Origin of the sequence: Nonomuraea terrae (assembly GCF_004348995.1) — a bacterium.
Classification (GTDB): Bacteria; Actinomycetota; Actinomycetes; order Streptosporangiales; family Streptosporangiaceae; genus Nonomuraea; species Nonomuraea terrae.
Genome location: NZ_SMKQ01000176.1, coordinates 1 through 19,113, shown reverse-complemented (window position 1 = coordinate 19,113; position 19,113 = coordinate 1). Strand labels below are relative to the sequence as shown.

21 protein-coding genes and 1 pseudogene are annotated in these 19,113 nt (G+C 72.0%); 8 read left to right on the top strand and 14 right to left on the bottom strand.

The genetic code is table 11. The features are described from left to right. A partial coding sequence (locus tag E1286_RS48375; RefSeq protein WP_165970072.1) for a hypothetical protein occupies positions 1–499 on the top strand: 499 nt, incomplete at its 5' end. Here the strand turns inward: E1286_RS48375 and E1286_RS36195 are convergent. Next, the gene (locus E1286_RS36195) at positions 486–1,787 is read right to left on the bottom strand and encodes a hypothetical protein (RefSeq protein ID WP_132619925.1); all 1,302 of its coding nucleotides are present in this window, start codon (positions 1,785–1,787) and stop codon (positions 486–488) included. The two genes, E1286_RS48375 and E1286_RS36195, sit on opposite strands and share 14 nt — an antisense overlap. A gap of 124 nt (positions 1,788–1,911) precedes the next feature. Here E1286_RS36195 and E1286_RS36190 point away from each other — a divergent pair, with 124 nt between their 5' ends. Beyond that, positions 1,912–2,460 (top strand): helix-turn-helix domain-containing protein, encoded by a 549-nt coding sequence (locus E1286_RS36190; protein ID WP_132619923.1) that lies wholly within the window; start codon positions 1,912–1,914, stop codon positions 2,458–2,460. A gap of 46 nt (positions 2,461–2,506) precedes the next feature. Here E1286_RS36190 and E1286_RS36185 read toward each other — a convergent pair whose 3' ends face one another. The 9 genes from E1286_RS36185 to E1286_RS36150 form a co-directional block, all read right to left on the bottom strand. Next, complete coding sequence (locus E1286_RS36185) at positions 2,507–2,809, bottom strand: DUF1416 domain-containing protein (RefSeq protein ID WP_132619921.1); 303 nt, start codon at positions 2,807–2,809, stop codon at positions 2,507–2,509. Then, positions 2,806–3,645, bottom strand: coding sequence for a sulfurtransferase (locus tag E1286_RS36180; RefSeq protein ID WP_132619919.1), 840 nt, complete (start codon positions 3,643–3,645; stop codon positions 2,806–2,808). The genes E1286_RS36185 and E1286_RS36180 overlap by 4 nt, the downstream gene beginning before the upstream one ends. After that, positions 3,642–4,055: a DUF4395 domain-containing protein gene (locus tag E1286_RS36175; protein WP_132619917.1), complete on the bottom strand. Its 414-nt coding sequence runs from the start codon at positions 4,053–4,055 to the stop codon at positions 3,642–3,644. Before E1286_RS36175 ends, E1286_RS36180 begins: the two co-directional genes overlap by 4 nt. Positions 4,056–4,110: 55 nt before the next feature. After that, positions 4,111–4,311: a putative leader peptide gene (locus tag E1286_RS52240; protein WP_397059225.1), complete on the bottom strand. Its 201-nt coding sequence runs from the start codon at positions 4,309–4,311 to the stop codon at positions 4,111–4,113. Then, a complete protein-coding gene (locus E1286_RS36170; RefSeq protein ID WP_132619915.1) occupies positions 4,268–4,684 on the bottom strand; it encodes a thioredoxin family protein in 417 nt (138 codons plus the stop codon). Before E1286_RS36170 ends, E1286_RS52240 begins: the two co-directional genes overlap by 44 nt. Positions 4,685–4,712: 28 nt before the next feature. Beyond that, the gene (locus E1286_RS36165) at positions 4,713–5,573 is read right to left on the bottom strand and encodes an anti-sigma factor family protein (protein ID WP_132619913.1); all 861 of its coding nucleotides are present in this window, start codon (positions 5,571–5,573) and stop codon (positions 4,713–4,715) included. Further along, a complete protein-coding gene (locus tag E1286_RS36160; RefSeq protein WP_111183095.1) occupies positions 5,570–6,082 on the bottom strand; it encodes a sigma-70 family RNA polymerase sigma factor in 513 nt (170 codons plus the stop codon). The genes E1286_RS36165 and E1286_RS36160 overlap by 4 nt, the downstream gene beginning before the upstream one ends. A 37-nt stretch (positions 6,083–6,119) precedes the next feature. Next, positions 6,120–6,785: an LmeA family phospholipid-binding protein gene (locus tag E1286_RS36155; protein ID WP_132619911.1), complete on the bottom strand. Its 666-nt coding sequence runs from the start codon at positions 6,783–6,785 to the stop codon at positions 6,120–6,122. A 104-nt stretch (positions 6,786–6,889) separates the two neighbouring features. After that, positions 6,890–7,141, bottom strand: coding sequence for a MoaD/ThiS family protein (locus tag E1286_RS36150; RefSeq protein WP_132619909.1), 252 nt, complete (start codon positions 7,139–7,141; stop codon positions 6,890–6,892). A gap of 174 nt (positions 7,142–7,315) precedes the next feature. On the opposite strand from E1286_RS36150, the gene E1286_RS36145 reads away from it, so the two are divergent. The 4 genes from E1286_RS36145 (at position 7,316) to E1286_RS36130 (ending at position 12,992) form a co-directional block, all read left to right on the top strand. Then, positions 7,316–8,008 (top strand): response regulator transcription factor, encoded by a 693-nt coding sequence (locus tag E1286_RS36145; protein WP_132619907.1) that lies wholly within the window; start codon positions 7,316–7,318, stop codon positions 8,006–8,008. A gap of 104 nt (positions 8,009–8,112) precedes the next feature. Then, positions 8,113–11,559: a tetratricopeptide repeat protein gene (locus E1286_RS36140; protein WP_132619905.1), complete on the top strand. Its 3,447-nt coding sequence runs from the start codon at positions 8,113–8,115 to the stop codon at positions 11,557–11,559. Between the two features lie 104 nt (positions 11,560–11,663). Continuing rightward, a complete protein-coding gene (locus E1286_RS36135) occupies positions 11,664–12,032 on the top strand; it encodes a hypothetical protein (RefSeq protein ID WP_132619903.1) in 369 nt (122 codons plus the stop codon). 21 nt (positions 12,033–12,053) lie between these two features. Beyond that, positions 12,054–12,992: an ornithine cyclodeaminase family protein gene (locus E1286_RS36130; protein WP_132619901.1), complete on the top strand. Its 939-nt coding sequence runs from the start codon at positions 12,054–12,056 to the stop codon at positions 12,990–12,992. A gap of 627 nt (positions 12,993–13,619) precedes the next feature. Here the strand turns inward: E1286_RS36130 and E1286_RS36125 are convergent. After that, positions 13,620–14,846 carry an MFS transporter gene (locus tag E1286_RS36125; RefSeq protein ID WP_132619899.1) on the bottom strand — a complete coding sequence of 409 codons (1,227 nt, stop codon included), beginning with the start codon at positions 14,844–14,846 and terminating at the stop codon, positions 13,620–13,622. Between the two features lie 31 nt (positions 14,847–14,877). Between E1286_RS36125 and E1286_RS36120 the strand changes: the two genes are divergently transcribed. Next, positions 14,878–15,918 (top strand): LacI family DNA-binding transcriptional regulator, encoded by a 1,041-nt coding sequence (locus E1286_RS36120; RefSeq protein ID WP_342776297.1) that lies wholly within the window; start codon positions 14,878–14,880, stop codon positions 15,916–15,918. Between the two features lie 109 nt (positions 15,919–16,027). Here the strand turns inward: E1286_RS36120 and E1286_RS36115 are convergent, their stop codons facing one another. After that, a complete protein-coding gene (locus tag E1286_RS36115; RefSeq protein WP_132619895.1) occupies positions 16,028–17,218 on the bottom strand; it encodes an FUSC family protein in 1,191 nt (396 codons plus the stop codon). Positions 17,219–17,322: 104 nt separating this feature from the next. On the opposite strand from E1286_RS36115, the gene E1286_RS36110 reads away from it, so the two are divergent. Next, positions 17,323–17,931 (top strand): dienelactone hydrolase family protein, encoded by a 609-nt coding sequence (locus E1286_RS36110; RefSeq protein WP_246075475.1) that lies wholly within the window; start codon positions 17,323–17,325, stop codon positions 17,929–17,931. A gap of 6 nt (positions 17,932–17,937) precedes the next feature. Here the strand turns inward: E1286_RS36110 and E1286_RS36105 are convergent, their stop codons facing one another. Together E1286_RS36105 and E1286_RS48370 are read right to left on the bottom strand one after the other, a co-directional pair. Then, positions 17,938–18,615 (bottom strand): hypothetical protein, encoded by a 678-nt coding sequence (locus E1286_RS36105; RefSeq protein ID WP_132619893.1) that lies wholly within the window; start codon positions 18,613–18,615, stop codon positions 17,938–17,940. Continuing rightward, positions 18,612–19,113: pseudogene (locus tag E1286_RS48370) on the bottom strand (hypothetical protein); the annotation flags it as partial. The gene E1286_RS36105 and the pseudogene E1286_RS48370, both read right to left, overlap by 4 nt.

The window sequence follows — 19,113 nt, the reverse complement described above, 5'->3', positions numbered from 1 at the left end:
GACGTACGACGGCTACCTCTTCTACGACAAGATGACCGCGGAGGAGACCACGGAGACGGTCGTCGCCGCCGGGCAGGCCGGCCGGGTCAAGGGCATCGAGTGGACGGCGAAGGTCACCCCCACCGACCCGCCCCAGGGCAGCAAGCCCCGCCCCGGGGTCACCTGGCTCACGGTGGACATCACGAAGAAGGTCGTCGACGAGGGCAGCGCCACCAAGACCGCCGGTCCCAAGGAGGTCCGGCTGGAAGACCGCGCGGGCCGTACGTGGACGGTGGAGACCCAGGACGCCGGTGACACCCCGACCGACCGGCTCGTCGTCGGCCGGCCGTACCGGATCCAGGGCCTGGCCGTCGTGCCGACCCCGGTGAAGGACGAGGTGGAGCTGATGTTCCGGCCGAGCAACTACCGCTCCGACACCCCGACGGAGGATCTGTTCGACAGGGACGCCGCGGCGAAGCTGGAGAAGGACACCGACGTGCTGCGGTTCAGGCGTCGCTGAGCGGCTCGCCCCGCAGCCGGGAGCGGGTGGCGGCGATGTCGTACGTGGCCGCGAGCAGCGCCATCGTGAGCACGTTCAGCACCAGGTCGCAGACGAACGACAGCGCCGGCCCCTGGTAGACCCACACCCACTCGTCGCGCGCGCCGACGAGCAGCCGCATCCCGCGGTCGGCGTGCGCGAGGGCCACGGCGAGGCCCACGTAGCACAGGCACAACATCCCGAACAGCGGCGCGCCGCCCCTGACCACCGTCCGCAGCGCGTTGAACAGCGGCACCCAGCGGTCACGGAACCCGCCGGTGAGCTCGTCGAACGAGCGCCGCGTGAGGTCGTGGCCGGATTCGAGGCGGTCCACGCCCTTCTCCAGCCGGGTGCCCTTGACCACGGCGCGGGTCTCGTCGGAGAACGCGCCGAAGACCAGCATCGCCACGGTCAGCCAGGCCAGCGGGATCGCGACGGCTTCGAGGAACAGCGGCCAGTACTCGCCGAACCAGCCGGTGACCGCGTCCCAGCCGGGAACGCTCTTCTGCGCCTCGGCCAGGGCGTCCTCCGCGCCGGCGACGACCCTGCGGTGCTCGACCCACTCCGCGCGGGCGTCGGCGAAGGCGACAGTGGCGTTCAGCCCGTAGAAGACGAACGCGAACTCGGAGAAGGCGGCGAGGAAGCCGTAGAAGCTGCCCTTGCCCTTCTCGACGAACTTCGCGAAGAGCGTCTTCAGCCCGAACATCACGACCATGGTGCCCAGCGACACCCGCCAGTCGAGGTCCACGAGCCCCCGGCCGACGACGCTCTCCTCGCCGAAGACCGCGGCGTCCGTCAGGTCGAAGAAGTGATGGAACAGGTCCATCTGGAGCACGTCGCGGGCGTCCTCGACCTGGAAGCCCCACGCCAGGTAGAGCACGGCGAAGGCGGGGGCCACGCGGTCGAGCGTACGGAAGAAGCGCTCGTCGGCGACGCCCTCGCCGGCCCGCGCGCGCATCTCCCACAGGGCGCCGCGCAGGCTGTGCAGCATGCCGGTGACGACCGTCATCGCGGCCATCACGATCAGGGTCAGCAGTGTCATGACCGCCACCAGCCGCACCTGGCGGTAGTCGCCGTAGGCGACCTCGGTGGCGGCGTACAGCAGCACGAAGCGGACGAGCTCGCCGGCGGCGAACCAGAGGATCAGCGGCAGCGCGCACCTGCCCGCCAGGCGCAGCGCGTGGAGGGGCAGCGAGTACGGCGACGGCAACCGCTGAGCCGGCGTAGGCCCAGGTTCTGGGGGTGCCATCACACCTGTCGAACCGGACATCTGTGGAATCGTAGCGGTCTGTCACTCCTGGCGCACCCGGAGCAGAGGAATGACCTCTCGCCGGGTGGTGACAAAGCGATCCTCTCCGGTTCCCCGGCGGGCCGGATCGCGTCACTATGACGACATGAAGTCGCGGCCCGCAATCGACGCCGATCCGCGGATGGTCGGAGACCGCCTGCGGCGGCTGCGCCAGGCGCGCGGCGTCTCGCTCTCCGAGCTCGCCAAGCGCGCCGGCATCGGCAAGGCCACCCTGTCGGAGGTGGAGACCGGCGCCCGCAACGCGCCGCTGGAGACGCTCTGGGCGGTCACCGCCCAGCTCGGGGTGCCGATCGGGGCGCTGCTGGACGCGCCGCCCGAGCCGCAGACCATGCGCGGCACCGCGATGGAGTCGGAGCTGCTCGAGCTGTTCGAGGACGACCACGTCACCTACAAGCTCTACCGCGTACGCATCAGGCCCGGCGCCACCCAGACCTCGCCCGCGCACCACGCGGGCGTCAGCGAGCACGTCACCGTCTTCACCGGCACCCTCAGCGCGGGCCCGCTCGGCGAGCCGCTCACGGCCGGCCCCGGCGAGCACGTCTCGTGGCGCTCCGACGTGCCGCACGGCTACCGCGCGCACGGCCCCGACGCCGTACGCGCCACGCTCCTGATGCGTTACCCGGCCAAGCAGTGAGGCCCGCGTCCGGGAAGGACACGGGCCTCTGCAGGCTGGGCGATCGTCAGACGGCGACCGCGAGCTGGGCGACCTCGCCGAGCTTGGCCTCGACCTTGACGTCGCGGGTCACACCGCCGCCCGCGATGATGCGGACGGTCCAGTCGCCGGGCGCCGCGAAGAAGCGGAAGACGCCCTCGTCGGACACCACGACCTCGCCGGTGAACTCACCGGAGTGGTCGAGCAGCCGCGCGTAGGCGGGGCCGGCGCCGCCGGTCACCACGCCCTGGATGACCGCCTGGCTGGACAGGTCGATACCGGCGGGCAGCGCCACGGTCTGCTCCGGCGCGCCGCATCCGTCCATAGTCATCGGGCCTCCCCGAGCTCGATCGGCACGCCCACGAGCGAGCCGTATTCGGTCCACGAACCGTCGTAGTTCTTCACGTTGTCCTGGCCGAGCAGCTCGTGCAGGACGAACCAGGTGTGCGCCGAGCGCTCGCCGATGCGGCAGTAGGCGATGGTGTCCTTGCCGAAGTCGACGCCGGCCTCCTGGTAGAGGGTGCGCAGGTCGTCGTCGGACTTGAACGTGCCGTCGTCGTTGGCCGCCTTCGACCACGGGATGTTGCGGGCCGTCGGCACGTGGCCGCCGCGCTGGGCCTGCTCCTGCGGAAGGTGGGCGGGGGCCAGCAGCTTGCCGGTGAACTCGTCGGGCGAGCGCACGTCGACCAGGTTGAGCTTGCCGATCGCGGAGACCACGTCGTCGCGGAAGGCGCGGATGGCGGAGTCCTGCTCCTTGGCGACGTACTGCGTCTTGGCGCGCTGGGGCACGTCGCGCACCAGCTCGCGGGAGTCGAGCTCCCACTTCTTGCGCCCGCCGTCGAGCAGCTTGACGTCCTCGTGGCCGTAGAGCTTGAAGTACCAGTAGGCGTAGGCGGCGAACCAGTTGTTGTTGCCGCCGTAGAGCACCACGGTGTCGTCGTTGGCGATGCCCCGGTCGGAGAGCAGGGCCTCGAAGCCGGTCTTGTCGACGAAGTCGCGGCGGACCGGGTCCTGGAGGTCCGTCCTCCAGTCGACCTTCACGGCACCACGGATGTGGCCCTTGTCATAGGCGCTGACGTCCTCGTCGACCTCGACGAGCACGACTTTCGGGTTGTCGAGGTTGGCCTCGACCCATTCGGCGTCCACCAGGGCGGCAGAGCGGCTCATTGGGAAACCTCCGTTGTGGCAGCGGGTAGTAGTCGGCGAATAAGCAGGTACGTCTCGCAGCCGAGGCAGAATCCGAAGGCTGCGTTGAGGAAGGCGGCGAGGAGAGCCGCGGCCGTGGCCGCGAGGGCCAGCGGCGTGATCCCGGCGAGGTATCCGGCCAGGCCCGCGACCGCGAAGACCAGCCCCACCCCCTGAGCGAAGCGGGGCGGACGGGCGTCCTCGGTGTGTTTCGGGGCGCTCCTGACAAATGCCTTGAAGAGCATCGTGTACGGCGATCGCCATACGACTCCGAGCGCGAAGGCCACCGCCTGGAAGGCGAGCAGCCAGACGCTCCCCGTCACCAGCGTGGCGGCGAGGATCAGGGAAGTAATGGCCGCGCCGAAGCGCAGCGCTCTGGGGTCGGCACGCATCGCGGATGCTCCTGAAGGCTCGACGGGAGCGGAACGGATGTCCGCAAGATCGTCCTCAGGCAGCGCGACAGAGTGCCGTGGCGACGCGGCAGAAATCAACCGCGCGCCGCTTCGTCAGCAGCTCTGTCGATGGGTCCACGGGCACGACATTACTCGGCGTCTCGTCTTCTGTCACATCTCGTCCGGTTGATGAGATGAAGCGGGCGAGGCGGTCATCGTTCCTCCGGCATCGCGGCGGCCAGGGCCACCAGGACATCGGCCTTGCGCGGCTGGCCCGCGGCCTTCTTCACCACGGCCCCGGCGGGGTCGAGGACCAGGACGGTCGGCGTGCGCATGATGCCGAGCCGGCGCACGAGGTCGAGCCGGGACTCGGCGTCGATCTCGACGTGGGCCACGCCCGGCACGAGGGCGCTCACGTCGGCCAGCACGCGCCGGGTCGCCCGGCACGGCTGGCAGAACGCGGTCGAGAACTGCACCAGCGTCGCCCGCTCCCCCAGCACTGAGCCGAGGTCGGCGGCCGACAGCCGGTCACCGTCGCCGTCGCGTACGCGTCCATCACGGCGCAGGCGGATCACCCCGATCGTCGTCGCGAGCGCCAGCGTCGCCAGCGCCACCCAGAAGCCCGTCATCGTCGGTTGCAACCGCGCGGACGCACGATTACTTCCGCACCGGGACTTCGACGAGCAGGGCGCCCGCACGGTCCACGATCTCGAACCTGTCGATGTCCCGCATGCCGAGGGTCGTCTCCAGCCGGTAGACGGCTTTGTCCGGGTACCGCGCGGGGTCGATGACCCAGCTGTCGGTGGTGTCGCGCGTGCCGTCGCGGCCGACGACGACGAGGTTGCAGCTCGTGCCGGACGGCATGCCGGCGACCTCGACGCTCAGCTCCGTGCCGGCCGACGCGGGGAAGGCCGTCACCGTGGCGGTGTAGCCCCTGGCGTCGTTCGCGCCTTGGAACGCCTGACCGGAGACCGCCCGCAACTCCTGGTCAGGCCGGGCGTCCGCGCGCGGCGCGGCGCTCGCCGACCTCTCGGGGCTCCGGGACGCCTCAGCGGGGACGGTCGGCACGGCCTTGCTCGCCGACTCCGCGGCGTCATTCCCCGTCTGGTACCGCTGCGCGTCCGCGGCCGACTCGGGCCGCGCGGAGTCGGCCATCGCCGGGGCCGCCGCCGTGGTGCCGGCCTGCTGCGAGGTGTGGACGGCCGTCCACACCGTGCCGCCCACCACCAGGACGGCCGCCGAGGCCGCCGCGGCCAGCAGCACGCGGCCTCGCCGGGTGCGCCTGGCGCGGTCGCTCAGCAGCCGCTCCAGCACCCGCCGCGGCGGCCTGGCCACCAGCTCGACGTCGCGCTCCGACACCTTGCCCAGGAACCCGGCCACGCCTTCGAGGTCGAGCAGCTCGGCGCCGCACGCCTGGCAGGTGGCCAGGTGGAGGTCGATCTCCTCCGCCTCTTCCGGGTCGAGCGCGCCCAGCGCGTGCGCGCCCAGCGCGATCCTGACCTCCTCACACGTCATCATGGCGCCAGCCCCCGTTCCTCGAGCGCCAGTTTGAGCGCGCGCAGCGCGTAGTAGGTACGCGACTTGACCGTTCCCGGCGGAATGCCGAGCGTCGCCGACGCCTCCTTCACCGATCGCCCCCGGTAGTAGACCTCCAGCAGCACGTCGCGGTGCTCAGGCCGCAGGGCGGCCAGTGCCTCGGCCACCGCCCACGACTCGACGGCCCGCTCCAGCTCGTCCTCGGCCGGGACGACGGCCAGCGCCTCGTCCCCGGTCTCGGGCGGCCGGGACTTCCTGGCGCGATGCTGGTCGACGACGAGGTTACGGGCCACCGTGAACAGCCATGCCCGGATCGGCCGGCCGGCCAGGGCGTCGGGATGCCGCCAGGCCCGCAACAGCGTCTCCTGGACGACGTCCTCGGCCCGGCCGGAGTCGCCGGTCAGTCGCAGGACGTAGCCGTAGAGCGGCCCGGCGTGCTCGTCGAAGAGGGTCCTCACGAGTTCCTCGTCGGCGGTGCCCGCTGCGCTCACGTCCCCATCACGTACGGCGGGGCGAAGCGGTTCAATCTCATCCACGGATCGGCACGTCAGACGCTTCGGCCGTGAACCTCAGGCCCTGGGGAACGTTCTGGACCCGGGTGATCCGCACGTCGAAGGGCAGGTCGCCGCCGAACGGGATCGTGTAGGAGACCAGCCGCGCGAACTCGCTGGGCACGCCCTCGATCCGCTCCGCCTGCACCCTGATGCCGCCGTCGGCCACCTCGACGCGCATCTCCGCGTTGAACCGCACCTTGTTGCCCGCCACCGTGAGCTCGCCCGACGCCGTCATCCGCTGCCCGTTGCCGCCGATCTTCACGCCGTCCGGGGCGAACCCGTCGATCGTCTCCCGGGTGAGCGTGCCGCTGACGCTCACGCGCCGGGCGCGGATGTCGGGGCGGTTCTGCAGGATGTCGGCCAGGGGCGCCGTCACGTCGTAGGCCGCGCCCCGCAGGTCGCGCACCGGCACACCGCCGTAGGTCAGCGTGCCGAGATCGAAGCGCACCTCCGGATAGTGGCCGGACAGCGCCTGGGTGAGAAAGGGGATGCCCTCGATGGTCACCGTGGGAGTGCCGTCGAGATCGGCGCTCGCGGCGATCCTGTTCGCCAGATCGCGCTCCACCCCCGCCACGGCGACCCTGTCGACCACGACAAGAAGTCCGACGAGAACGATCAGGAAAACGATCAGCTTCCGCATGGGGCTCCCTGCCTCGAACCGGGGGTGGCTGGATCACTCATTCCCCTGCCTGCCGCGCGTTCACCCCCGTTCGCGGGTGTCTGACGGGTGGCGTACGCGCCCGCTCATCCTCCCGCGAAAGGCGGCAGCACCTCGACCGTCACCCCGTCGGCGAGAACCACCTCGTCATGGGGCCGTTTGCCCACCGGGGTGCCGTCCACGAGGAATGAGCAGCGCCGGACGACTCTGGCCAGTTCAGCGCGATTTTGTGTGATTTTCGTCATGAGATCGTCAAGAGTCGCCGCATCGAACGACTCCTCGGCGACTCCGGCCGCCTCCTTGGCCGCGGCCCAATAACGCACTTTTCCTGTGGCCATGCCATCCTCACAATCGATATAACCCTATTGTGCGCCGCCCTTAACGGGGTTGTTTCAGGAGACGCGCTGTTCACGTGCTGGACGCGCAATGGACGCCACTAACCCGTGGGATATCCTCACCTAAGGACCTGGGCGACGTAGCCTCCGGGTCCTTGCGCGTTTGAGGAGGCCGTAATGAGCAACCTGCTCCTGCTGACCAACGCCCTCGAGCCGTCCTCCGAGGTGCTCCCGGCGCTGGGGTTGCTGCTCCACACGGTCCGGGTCTCTCCCGCGGAGGCGTCCGCTCTCATCGACACCCCACCTGCCGACGCGGTCCTCGTCGACGCGCGCAAGGAGCTGGTCCACGCCAAGAGCCTGTGCCGGTTGATCCGCACCACCGGCATCGACTGCCCGCTCCTCGTGATCGTCACCGAGGGCGGGCTGGCCGCGATGACCGCCGAGTGGGGCGTCGACGACGTGCTCCTCGACAGCGCCGGGCCGGCCGAGGTCGAGGCGCGGCTGCGCATGGCGACCGGCCGCATCTCGCAGGCCGCGACCGAGGACGTCCCCGACGAGATCCGCAGCGGCGACCTGTCCATCGACGAGGCCACCTACACCGCGCGGCTGCGCGGCCGGGTGCTCGACCTCACCTTCAAGGAGTTCGAGCTGCTCAAATACCTCGCCCAGCACCCGGGCCGGGTCTTCACCCGCGCCCAGCTGCTGCAGGAGGTCTGGGGCTACGACTACTTCGGCGGCACCCGCACGGTCGACGTCCACGTCCGGCGGCTGCGCGCCAAGCTCGGCAACGAGTACGAATCCCTCATCGGCACCGTCCGCAACGTCGGTTACCGCTTCGTCCCCGACCGCGCCGACACCGCCAACGTCTGACTCCCGGGATTGACAGCGGCGTTCCGCTGCAGTCCACTGATGTGACACAGATTCCGACGTGTCATAAGTGAGGACACCGCCGTCCTGGAGGGATGGTGTCCGGGGTGAGCGTCTTCAGGTCTCTGGTCGACGAGGGCGCGCGCCCGCACGTGTTCCGGCGTAACGAGACGATCTGCTCCCCGTTGCGGCCGGCCAGCCGCGTCTACCTGATCGACTACGGCTACGCCCGCGAATACACCCCCGCCGGCGACCGCGAGGCCGTCCATGACCTGCGCGGCGGCGGCGACCTCGTCGGCGAGCTGGCCTTCTGGAGCCCCGCCGACCGTGTCAAGGTCGACGCGCTGACCGAGGTGCGCGTCTGGCCGATCGACCTGCGCCGGCTGCGCGAGCACGCCGCCGCCGGCCCGGCCGTGGTGACCGCGCTGGTCCAGGAGCTCTTCGCCAGGAACATGGCCGCCCGCAGGCACGAGGCCCTGGCCCGCGCCCCCGTCGCCGCCCGGCTCGCCGTGTGGCTGCTGCACCTCGACGAGCGCTACCGGCTGGCCTCGGAGTCGGCGCCCCCGCTGTCCATGGAGACGCTGGCCGACCTCGTGGGCAGCTCCCCCGACGTGGTGCAACGCCAGCTGACGCAGTGGGGGCGGCACGGCTGGCTGGTCCGGCCCAGGTACAAGCGGCTGCGTATCGCCGACCCGGCCGCGCTCCGCGCCGCCGCCGGGAGCTGGGAGCACCTGTCCGCCCCGTGGAAGGGGCAGGTGACGCCGTTCCTGACGCGGCCCGGCGGTCCGGCCGAGCCGCTGCCCGTGGGTGAGGTGCCGAAGCCGCGCCAGCTCCCCGCCGAGGTGTCGGACTTCACCGGCCGCCAGCAGAGCCTCGACCTGCTCACCGCCTGGCTGGAACGGCCGCGGCGGACGAACACCATGGTCGTGCAGGGGCTGCCGGGCGTGGGCAAGACCGCGCTGGTGACGCACTGGGGGCACCTGCACGCCGACCGGTTCCCCGACGGGCAGATCGTGATCGACCTGCGCGGCCAGTCGCCCACGCAGCCTCCGATGAGCCCCGCCGAGGCGCTCGGCCAGATCCTGCGCTCGCTCGGCGTCGGCGAGCACATGCCGGCCTCCGACGAGGCCGAGCTCATGCTGCTCTACCGCAGCCGGATCGCCGGGCGGCGGCTGCTGCTCATCCTCGACAACGCCGCCGACCCCGCGCAGGTGCGGGCGCTGCTGCCGGGCGGCAAGGACTGCGTGGTGCTGGTGACCAGCCGGACGCGCATGGCGCCGCTGCGCGCCACCGGGCACGCCGACCTCATGGACCTGTCGGTGCTCGACCCGGGCAACGCGGTGGCGCTGCTGGTGGCGGTGCTCGGCGAGGACTCGCCGCGGGCGGCCGACCGCGACGCGCTGGCGGAGCTGGCGCGGGTGTGCTCCTACCATCCGTTCGCGTTGCGGATCTCGGCGGCCAAGCTGGCCGAGAACCCTGGGATGAGCGTGCGGTCGCGGGTGGAGGAGCTGCGGCTGCCCGACCGGCTGCTGGCGGGCGACCCGGAGGAGGCGTTCCGGTCGGCGCTCGACCTGGCGTACGAGTCGCTGGGCCCCGCGCAGCGGCGGGCGTTCCGGCACGTGGGGCTGCTGCCGGGGCGGGACTTCGCGCCCGAGGTGCTGGCGGCGGCGCTCGGCGTGCCGGTGGAGGAGGCCGTGGCCGCGGTGGAGGGGCTGCACCGGGCGTACCTGGTCGAGCCGCTGCCCGGGCCCCGCTACCGGGTGCACGACCTGGTCAAGCGGCTGGCCAGGGAGCTGGGCCGGCACGCCGAGGCGGGCGTGCGCGAGGCGCGGGTGCGGCTGCTGGACCACTACCTGGCCGTCGCCATCCATCCGAACACGCCGGGCGAGTGGTTCGAGGCCGAACGCCGCTCGCTGGTCTCCGCCGTACGGCTGGCCGGCGAGAACGGCGCGCACGGGATGGCCTGGCGGCTGGCGGAGGCGGTGTTCGAGCCGTTCCGGCGGCTGCGCTACTACGCGAACAACCTGGAGGTCCAGCAGGTCGGGCTCGCCTCGGCGATGCAGGTGAGCAACCGGCGGGCGATCGCGCTGATGCGCGGCCATCTGGGCTCGATCCACCGTGACATCGGGCCGTCCACGCTGGCGGCCAGGTTCGTCGGTGAGGCGCTGGCCGACTTCACCGCGCTCGGCGACAGCGTGGGACGCGCCCGCGCGCTCAACGAGCTGGCCGAGGTGCACGGCATCGCCGGCCACAACGAGGAGGCCCTGCGCTGCGCCGGCGAGGCCCTCGACGTGCACCGCGAGATCGGCGACCTGTCCGGCGTCGCCCGCGGCCTGCACACGCTCTCCCGCCTGCACCTGTCGCAGGAGCGTTACGAGCTCGCGCTCCAGTACGCCGGCCAGGCCCTCGACGTACGCGGGCGGATCGGCGACCGCAGCGGCACCGCCCAGAGCCTGATCACGCTGGCCACGATCCAGCGCAACCTGGGCGAGCCGAACGCGGCCCTGTCGGAAGGGCTGGAGGCGCTGTCGATCTGCCACGAGCTGGGCGACGAGCACGCCGAGGCCGAGACCCTGCTCTGCCTCGCCGAGATCTACGACGTGCTGCGCCTGCAGCACGAGGCTCGCCGGGACGCCGAGCTCGCGCTGGCCGGCTACACCGCGACCGGCGACCAGTACGGCATCGGCCGGGCCCTGTGCGCGCTCGGCCGCGTCGCCCGCAACGGCTCCCGTTACGACGAGGCGCTCGACTACTACGAGCAGGCGCTGGCGGTGCAGGTCGAGCTCCACCACGAGCAGGGCAAGGCCGAGACGCTGGGCGACATCGGGCTGGTCTACTGGCGCCTGGCCGACTACGGGCGCGCCGACGACTATCTCAACCAGGCGCTCACGATCGGCCGGGTGACCAGCGACGAGCCCGTCGAGGCCCGCATGCTCAACCGGCTCGCCCGCGTGCGGCGCCGCCAGGGTCAACCGCAGGTGGCCTTCGTGTACGCGCTGGAAGCCCTCGACATCGTGCAGGGCAAGGGGAACCGGCGGGCCGAGGCCGACGTGCAGGAGACGCTGGCGTACACGTACCTGTCGCTGGGGCGGCACCGGTCGGCGCTGCGGGCGGCCGGGGCGTCGCTGGCGATCAGGGAGGAGCTGCGGGACAACCGGGCGAGCGCGCTGCTGTCGGTGGCGCAGGCGCTGCACACGGCGGGACGGCCGGCCGCGGCGCTGGAGCCGGCCCGCGAGGCGGTCGAGCTGCAGCACGAGACCGGCACCCGCGACCGCTGGGCGGCGGCGCTGACCACGCTCGCCATGGTCCTGCTCGACCTCGACCGCCCCGAGGAGGCCCTGGAGTACGCCCTGCAGGCCAGGGACGTACATCTTGAATGCGGGACGCGGCGCGACCTCGGCTGCGCGCTGCGGGCGCTCGGGCTGGTCCGCGCGCGGCTCGGGCGGAGGAACGAGGCGGTCGTCCATCTGCGGGACGCCGTGCGCACACTGGACGAGGTCGGCGACGTTTTCGAGGCGCGCAGGGCGGCGGAAGACTTACGGGACTTGGCCTGAAATTTCGATAAACGTCGTGAATTCTCGGAGATGAGGTCGCAGATCTTTCCCGGAGCCTCCCGTTAGCTGGTTCGCACCAGCTACTTCTCCTCGGAGGTGATCCGGTGCTCAAGAACCATCTGCGTCGCGACCTTCAATGGCTCAAGCGACAGGCCCGCAAGGACCGGCGGATCACCGCCGTGCTGCTGGCCGGCGTGCTGGGGGCCTGGTTCCGCCAGTTCACCCCCGGGCTGGACCCCGGACAGCCACCGGTCCTGCTCGCCCTCTCCACCGCGCTCATCATGGGGTCGGGGGCGGCGTGGCTGGTGTCGGCGTACTTCGTCACCCGCAGCCTGCGCGCCCGGCGCGAACCGGCTGAGGAGCTGCGCTGGATCTCCCGGATCAGTAGGGGCAAGGAGTGGGCGTTCTGCTCACTGAGCGCGTACGCGGCCTGGCACCTGCTGCAATTCCTGACCGCGCTGCTGCTGGCGTGAGGGGGCTGGAATCATGGCGGGATGACCAGAGTGCTGACCCGTGGCGACCTCGAAGCCGTGCTCGACATCTCCGCGTGCCTGGCGGCGCTGCGCGAGGGGTTCATGGCCGCCGGCGCGGCCGGGGTGGCGGGGCAGCGGATCCGTTCGGACCTGCCGTTCCCTGGCACGGCGACGGCGCTGATCCCTGGGGTGCTGCCGGGCGTGGAGGCGTACACGGTGAAGGTGAACGCCAAGTTCCCGAACGCCCGGCCGGCGCTGCGCGGGGTGATCTGCCTGCATTCGGGGGCCGACGGCGAGCTGCTCGCCCTGCTCGACTCGGCCACCGTGACGGCGTGGCGCACCGGGCTGGCCGCCGCGCTCGGCACCGACCTGCTGAGCCGGCCCGACCCCGGCGCGATGATCGGCGTCGTGGGGGCCGGGGCCCAGGCGGAGCTGATGGTGCGGGGGCTGCGTGCACTGGGCCGGCGCGGCGAGCTCGTCGTCCACGACACCGATCCCGCCCGCGCGACCGCCTTCGCCGACCGCCACGGCGGGAAGGTCGCCGCGTCGGCGGGTGAGGTGGCGGCGCGGGCCGACATCGTCCTGCTGGCCACGTGGTCGCGGGCGCCGCTGCTGGGGCTGGCCGACGCCCGTCCCCGGCAGCACCTCACCACGCTCGGCGCGGACGAGCCCGGCAAGCAGGAGCTGGCCGCCGACCTGCTGCGCGCGGCGCTGACGGTGGTGGACGACCGGGAGCTGGCCGCCGCCATGGGCGCGCTCGCCGCCGCCGGCCTGCCCGCCTCGGCCGCCGACGCGATCCTGGGCGACGTGCTCCGCGGCGACCATCCTGGCCGCACGGGCGACGGACTGACCGTGTACGCGCCCGTCGGGCTCCCGTGGCAGGACCTCTGCCTGTCCTGGGCGGCGTACCAGGAGGCGGAGCGGCGCGGCGCCGGGATCGGCGTGGACCTGCTGTCCTGAGATGGCCCGTCCTGAGATGGCTCTGTCCTGAGGTCACCCGGTCAGGCGGGCACTCTCCAGGCTCCGCAGGCGGATGCCTGTTCCGGTGAGGAGGTACTGGAACGATCTCGGCCGTGACCAGTTCCGTCGTGCCGAGGTCGGCGGCGGCGTGGGCGTCGCACCAGGCGACGAGCTCCCGGGGGTTCGCGAGCGGGCCGGCGAAGTGGACGAGGCTCACGTGCCAGCGGTCGCGGACGCGGCCCCGTTCGTAGTCCCGCACGCCTCGGGTCGGCAGCGCGTGGGCGAACCGCTTGCGCACCGTGTCCGCGGTGTCGTCCTGCGGGTGACCATGGACCACGACCCCACCGGGGTGCGGGCTCAGGCCCTTCAGGCGTATCCGGGCCGGAGGCGCTTGGGTGAAGTGCCGGCACGCGCTCACACCGGCCGGGCCGTGGCCGGACGACCTGGACACCGATCTGGACACCGACCTGTACACCGGCCCGGGCCCGGGCCGGCTCGACGACCTCGGCCGGCGCGCGCGGTCGCGGCCGCGGCGGTGTTCACGAAGACGGGCCACTCGCGCGTCCGGGCCGGCGTCGCGGCTGACGGCTCCGGGGTTGACGAGCACGGAACGAGAACCGCGTCCGGTCAGGTGCGGATCGAGAACGGCTTCCCGTCGAGGGAGCGGACGGCACCTGCTCGCCTGAGTGCCGACACGGCCGGGATGGTAGCCAGGAGCACGGCGGTGAGTGCGGCGATGCCGAGGAACGCCTTCTGCACTCCAGTGGTGTCAGCGAGCAGGCCGAAGTATGCCGGGCCGGCGACGAAGCCGAGATAGGCGACCGTGGAGATGGCGGATGTGGCTCGTCCCCGTGACGCGTCGGAAACCGGGCGAAGCCCATAGGACAGCAGGGTGGGGAAGAGTGTCGAGGTGCCTGCGGCGGCGGCGACGATGCCCACCAGTGCGAGCGGCAGCGTGGCGGCGAACGCCGTCGCGAGGCCTCCGGCCGTGGCGATCGTGCTTGCCGCGACCAGCGTGGCGATCGGCCGGCGTATGGTGATCGTCGCGGTGGCGAGGCGAGCCAGTGCGGCTGTCGTGGCGAAGACGGCCGGCGCGACGGCGGCCAGTGCCGGCGAGGCGGTGAACGCGTCCGTCAGGAGGACGGCAGCCCAGGTCTGGTAGGCGTTCTCCGACGCGAACGCCAGCGCGCCGACCGCCCCGATCACGAGCAGCGCGATCCGCCAGTACCCGCGACCGGCGTGCGTCGGCGGGTCCTGGCTCGTCGGTGCGGCAGCGTCCTGAGCGGGGGCCGAGCGCGTCGCGGCGACGACGGCCAGACCGAGAGCGACGACGACCACGGCGGCCGCGGCGAAGATCGCCGGCAGGCTGCCCGCCCTTGCGGCAAGCGCGCCGGCACCCAGGCTCGAGACCGCCACCGTGGCGGAGAACGCCGCGTGCGAACGAGCCAGGACCGGGCGTCCTGTCCGCTTTTCGACCGTCGCCGCCAGCGTGTTGATCGCCACATCAGCCGCTCCAGAGCTGGCTCCCACCGCGAGGATGCCGACGCACAATCCGACGTAGTGGACCGAAGCGACGGAAAGCACGACGCCCATGACGCCCAGCAGTGCGAGCAGCACTCCGGCGATGCGCAGCCCGAGCGCGTCGACGAGCCGCCCGGTCATCAGCATGGCGGGCAGAGCTCCGACGCCCACGAGGAGCAGGGCGACGCCGAACTGCGCATCGCTCACACCGGCTTGGGCGCGCAGCAGGGGCAGGGCGGCACCCCACACCCCCCAGAAGGCGCCGAATCCGGCGAAGCCGAGGAAAGGCGCAGCACGGAACACTCCGGCGGGGTGAGCGATCAAGTTGGACATATGTGTAACGTTACACAACTAGGATGGCCCCGTGCCGACCAACCGCAGACGCGTGACGCTGAAGGATGTGGCGGCTCGTGCGGGGGTGTCCCCCATGACCGCCTCCTACGCTTTCAACCGGCCTGCCCGGGTCGCGGCCGCCACCCGGGATCGCGTGCACCGCGCGGCCAGCGAGCTGGGGTATCGCCCCGACGCCGTGGGCCGCGCGCTCAAATCCGGGCGGACGCAACAGATCGGGGTGGTCTTCAGCGAGCACCTGACGTACGCGTTCGACGATCCGCAAGCGGCGGAGTTCCTGGCCGGGGTCGCGGAGGTCTGCGTCGACGAAGGTCTCGGTCTCACGTTCATCCCCACGCGTGGCGACGCCGCCGACGCCGATCGGGTGCTGTCCGCGGCAGTCGACGGCTTCGTGTTGTGGACCACCGCAGAGGACGATCCGGTGCTGGCGGCGGTCGCCGGCGACCCCCGCCCCGCCGCCATCCAGGGCGGTCCGCCACGCCGAGGAATCACCTGTGTCACCCAGGACGACTACGGGGCCGCGCTGGCGGTCGCCTCCCAAGGGCTCCGCACAGGCCGGACGCCCGTGGTGATCTCATTCCCTCTCGATCGCGACCGCGAGCACATGACGACGACCGGCGGCAGTCTGCCGCCACGCGCACGGTATCCCGTCACCGACGCCCGTCTGCGCGGCTACCGCGCCGCCATCGAACAGGCCGGGCTCAGTTGGACGAGCACACCGGTCGCCGTCGTGGCACGCAACAGTCAACGAGACGGCGTCACAGCGGCCCGAGCACTCGCCCCCCGGCTGAGCCCCGATGCGCTCGTCATCGCCATGAGCGACGAACTCGCCCTGGGAGCCCACCAGGCCCTTCGGGAGACTCACCCGGACGCCGCCTACCTCGGCTGGGATGCGTCACCGGCCGGCCAGCGGCTTCGCATCACGTCCGTCACGAATCCGCTGCGAGACCAAGGTCGCCGCTGCGCGCATCTCACGCTCAGCCCTGGCCAACCGGGCAACCAAGAGATCCCGTGGACCATCACACCGGGATCCGCGCCCGCAGGCGGTGTCTGAGCAGCTGAAGCCCGTCGGCGCGCCCGAATGCTGATCGAAACGCGGCCCGGCACGGTCGCCCCAAGGGGGCGCAGTCCTCTTGAACGACCATCCGCCGTGCTGTCCTCGGCTAGGCGTGCGGGAAGGCGGCCTTGTGCGGGCCGGTGTCGGGGTCGATCTCGTGGCGGATCCTGGCGCAGTCGTCGAGCAGCGCGCCCTGCAGCAGCCGCAGCTCCATGTGGCCGGTGTGGATGAACACCTCGGCGAGCCGCTCGTGCTGCCGGTGCCCTTCGTTCAGCGCGGCGCGCAGGTCCTCCAGGTCCGACGGCTTCGCGCGTCCGTGCTGCAGCATGCTGAACGCGCGGAAGCCGCGGGAGAGGGAGGCGAGCTCGTCCGCGAGGAGTTCCGGCATGTCCGCGCCGCGCTCGCCGGGCAGGCCCCGGACGCCGGCGATCAGGTCCACCAGGCCCCGCGCGATGCCCCTGAGCTGGTGACAGGCGTGGTCGAGGCAGGTCGCGGCATCGGCCACCTGGTCCATGCGTTCGTTGTAGCGGCTGCGGCGCGGCGACAGGCGTACGGCCTCGGCGGCCTCCTCGGCCGCCTCCTCGGCGGCCTCCAGGCGCTGCGACAGGGTGCGGGCGCGGGCGAGCCAGTCGCTCGCCATGTCCTCGTCCCAGCCGTTCCGCAGGCCCTCCGACATGTCCTCGGCCAGGTCGGCCAGCTCGTCGGAGAGCGCGGCCAGCTCGTGGGACGCCTTGTCGACGAAGCGCGGAGGCATGATGAGGAAGCTCGCCGCGATCCCGATGCCGGCGCCCACGAGCACGTCCGCCAGACGTTCGAAGCCGTACGTGCTGCCGAGCGCGAAGACCAGCAGCGCCGTGATCGGGATCTGCACGTTCTGGGCGGGCAGGTTGAGCAGGCGGGTCAGCACCAGGCCCGCCACCACGAGCACGGCCAGCGTCACCGCGTTGTACCCGAGGAGCCAGATCACCGCCGTCGCGGCCGCCACGCCCGTGACCACGGCCCCGACCTGCTGGGCGCCCCGCACCAGACTGCTGTACGCGGTCGCCGACATGGTCAGCAGCACGCCGATGGGCACGAGCACCGGGATCTCCACCTTGAGCACGTACGCGGCCAGCCACCAGCTCAGCACGCACGCGCCCGTGATCTTGACGGTCTGGGCCAGCGCCTCGCGCTCCATGCGCAGCCAGCGTTCGACGCCCATGGTCCGCAGGCCTTCGAGCGCCGTCGTCAAGCCGGATGTGACGCGTTCGAGCGGGGACGCGGCGATCGTACGGCCGCGCCCCGGTTCGCTGTCCATGTCTGCCCCCGTCTATGCCCCTTTGTCCTTGTGCCATGCCCAGTCGTGCGCCGAATAGAGCTGCCGGTCTCGGGGTAGCAGCCGGTGGATGGAGGTGCATCGAGATGTCCGGCGATCTGATCGTTCCCGACACCGCTGTGGGCATGGTGGTGTTCGTGCACGGCAGCGGCAGCAGCCGGCTCAGCCCGCGCAACCGCTTCGTGGCCGGAGCGCTCAACGAGGCGGGCCTGGGGACGCTGCTGTTCGATCTGCTCACGCCTGACGAGGAGGCCGACAGAGCCAACGTCTTCGACATCGGGCTGCTGTCGGAACGGCTGCTGGAACGTACCGAGTGGGTGCGGCAGCAGCCGGAGGCCAAGGGGCTGCCGATCGGGTACTTCGGCGCCAGCACCGGCGCGGCGGCGGCGCTGTGGACGGCGGCCGAGCCCGGCAACGACGTCGCGGCGATCGTCTCGCGCGGCGGCCGCCCCGACCTGGCCGGGCCCCGGCTGGCCGCGGTACGCGCGCCGACGCTGCTCATCGTCGGCGGCCGCGACCCAGTCGTGCTGGACCTGAACGAGGAGGCGCAGCGGCGGCTGCGCGCCGACAACCGGCTCACGGTCGTGCCCGGCGCCACCCACCTGTTCGAGGAGCCCGGCGCGCTGGAGGCCGTCGCCGGTCACGCCCGCGACTGGTTCACCACCCACTTCACCGCCGTGCGCCACCCGGCCTGACCCGTCTCACGACCTGCGACGCCGCCGGAAGCGCCGGCTCCAGCCGTGCAGCGATTCCGCGCCGCGGAACGGCGGGACGCCCATCTCGCTCAACAACCGCAGCACGACGCCGATCGCGAACAGCATGACGCCCTGCCTCAGCGAAGACCCCGGGTCGCCCGCCGACGCGGCCGGTCGCGGCTCGAGACGAGCGGCCGGGTCGTGCGCGACGTCGATCCGTTCGCCCCGCTCGGCCACCCGGCTGCCGGTCGTCATCCGCTCGACCCGGGGATCGGCGCACGCCAGCCCGTAGTCGTAGGCGACGTGGGTCGTGGGGTGACCCTGGCTGTCCGTCGACGTCCACTCGCGCCTTTCGACGTCGCGCACCGTGCAGGCGGTGATCTCGCCGCGCTGCCTGAGCACCTGCTGCTCCACGGAGGTCGCGATGCCGTTGATCCCGATGAACAAGGTGAAGAACGCCCCGAAGAACACCAGGACGTTGAAATATCGGAGCTGGGTGAACAGCACCACGCCGTACCCGGCGAAGAAGACGACGAGGTCGACGAGCAGCCGGACCAGCCCGTCGCCCATCAGGGCCTCGGGGCCGAACGCCTTCAGCGCCGTGCCGCCCACCACGACGAGCAGGCCGAGGAGCGGCGCGCCGACGGCGAACAGCGCGGCGGCCAGGTGGTGGCGGTACCTCACACCGCGACGGTGGCCAGGGTGCGGCCGTCGACGGTCTGGATGGTGAAGTGGTTCAGCTCGTCCTGGCTGAGGCTGGTGCCGCCGTGCAGCAGCAGGGGGTCGGGCGATCCTGGCACGCCGTACCCCTTGTCGGGCACGCCCCAGCTGGCCACGACCTCGGAGCGGCCGTCGTCGCCCACGGCCAGCAGGCGGCACTGCAGCGGCCCCTTGACGCCCTTGAGCTCCAGCGCCACGTGGGTGCCCCAGCCCTTGTCCTCCAGGCCGACGACGCTCGTCACGCCGCTGGCGGGGTCGGTGACGGTGTAGGTGCGGCCGGTCATGAGCAGGGCGGCGGCCGGGCTGTGGATGCTGTCGGGGTTGGGCTCGCCGGTCACGGAACCGACCGCGACGAAGACGCCGGCCGCGACCACGAGACAGGCGGCGGCGGTCGTGAACGTGCGGTTGACGCGGCGGCGCCGCCGCTCGGCCGCGGCCCGGCGTACCAGGAGGGACTCCACC